Below are 1,263 nucleotides of genomic sequence, written 5' to 3'. Positions count from 1 at the left end.
TGTTGAAATTATCGCAATTAGAACGTATGATTAGGGTGTATATTAATTATGGAGTGAAGATGAATGATTATAGGTTATGCGAGAGTATCATCGATAGATCAAAATTTAGAAAGACAATTGGATAATTTAAAGACGTTTGGTGTGGAGAAAATCTTTACAGAGAAACAGTCGGGAAAGTCAGTGGAAAATAGACCTGTATTTCAAGAAGCACTCAATTTTGTCAGAATGGGAGATCGATTCGTTGTGGAATCTATTGATCGTTTGGGACGTGATTATGATGAAATTATTGAAACTGTGAGTTATTTAAAAGAGAAAGACGTTCAGTTAATGATTACCAGCTTACCTATGATGAATGAAGTGATTGGCAATCCATTACTGGATAAGTTTATGAAAGATTTAATCGTTCAAATTTTAGCAATGGTTTCAGAACAAGAGAGAAATGAAAGTAAACGTCGACAAGCGCAAGGAATTCAAGTTGCGAAGGAAAAAGGCGTATATAAAGGGCGCCCCTTACTTTATTCACCAAATGCCAAAGACCCACAGAAACGTATTATTTATCATCGCGTGGTGGAAATGTTAGAAGAAGGGAAAGCAATTAGTAAGATTGCGAAAGAAGTTAATATCACAAGACAGACAGTTTATAGAATTAAGCATGATAAGGGATCATCTTGATAAATGGGTCGTCAATGCAAATAAGAGGCTCTCACAGAGTCTCAAAACTCATATTATATTATTGAAATGATCTTTTAATAATTATACAAGAAAAAAGAGAGTGCGAATTCGCACTCTCTTTTTGTGTAGTAATACTATTTAAATTTTTTATCAATAATGAACGTAATTTAGAAATAATATTTATTGGTATTTCAAGAATATATATATAATTATTTACTAAGTCCATTTAAAAAAATTTGAGAGAACTTGTTCATAAGTTTAATTCTTTCATTAATATTTTGTTCATGTGTAAAGGTAACAATTCCATTAACAGCGTTTGCTGCTATTTTACTAACAGCATTAACATCATTAATACACCATTCGCCATTTAAATTACCCTCCTTAAAAATTACATGATAAGCATCTATATATTTGTTTTCTAATTTATTCATTTTTTCATTAATGCTATTAGTTTTATAATATTCAGTGCAAAATTCAATTATTGCGTTTTGAAGTGGATAATAGTATTCGGTTGTTAAAGATAGTTCATTATATAAATAAAATTTTTCTCTATTAGTTTTACATTTGATTTGTTCCTTTTTCCACTGTTCT

Annotated in this window: 2 protein-coding genes; one reads left to right on the top strand and one right to left on the bottom strand. The window is 29.9% G+C overall.

Going from position 1 to position 1,263, the window contains the following annotated elements; translation table 11 throughout:
• Window positions 1-63: 63 nt before the first annotated feature.
• On the top strand, window positions 64-672 hold the full coding sequence (locus HMPREF2647_RS08485) for a recombinase family protein (protein ID WP_000583527.1): 609 nt from the start codon (window positions 64-66) through the stop codon (window positions 670-672).
• 209 nt (window positions 673-881) lie between these two features.
• On the opposite strand, the gene qacR is transcribed toward HMPREF2647_RS08485, so the two are convergent.
• On the bottom strand, window positions 882-1,263 hold a 382-nt coding region (qacR, locus tag HMPREF2647_RS08480), incomplete at its 5' end, for a multidrug-binding transcriptional regulator QacR (protein ID WP_070859937.1).

Source organism: Staphylococcus sp. HMSC035D11 (genome assembly GCF_001836075.1).
Lineage (GTDB): Bacteria > Bacillota > Bacilli > Staphylococcales > Staphylococcaceae > Staphylococcus > Staphylococcus hominis.
This window is presented reverse-complemented; position numbering and strand designations above follow the sequence as displayed.

Bases quoted from the DNA above. Each gene is read 5' to 3' on its own strand.
- HMPREF2647_RS08485 (WP_000583527.1), top strand. From the start codon at position 64: ATGATTATAGGTTATGCGAGAGTATCATCGATAGATCAAAATTTAGAA.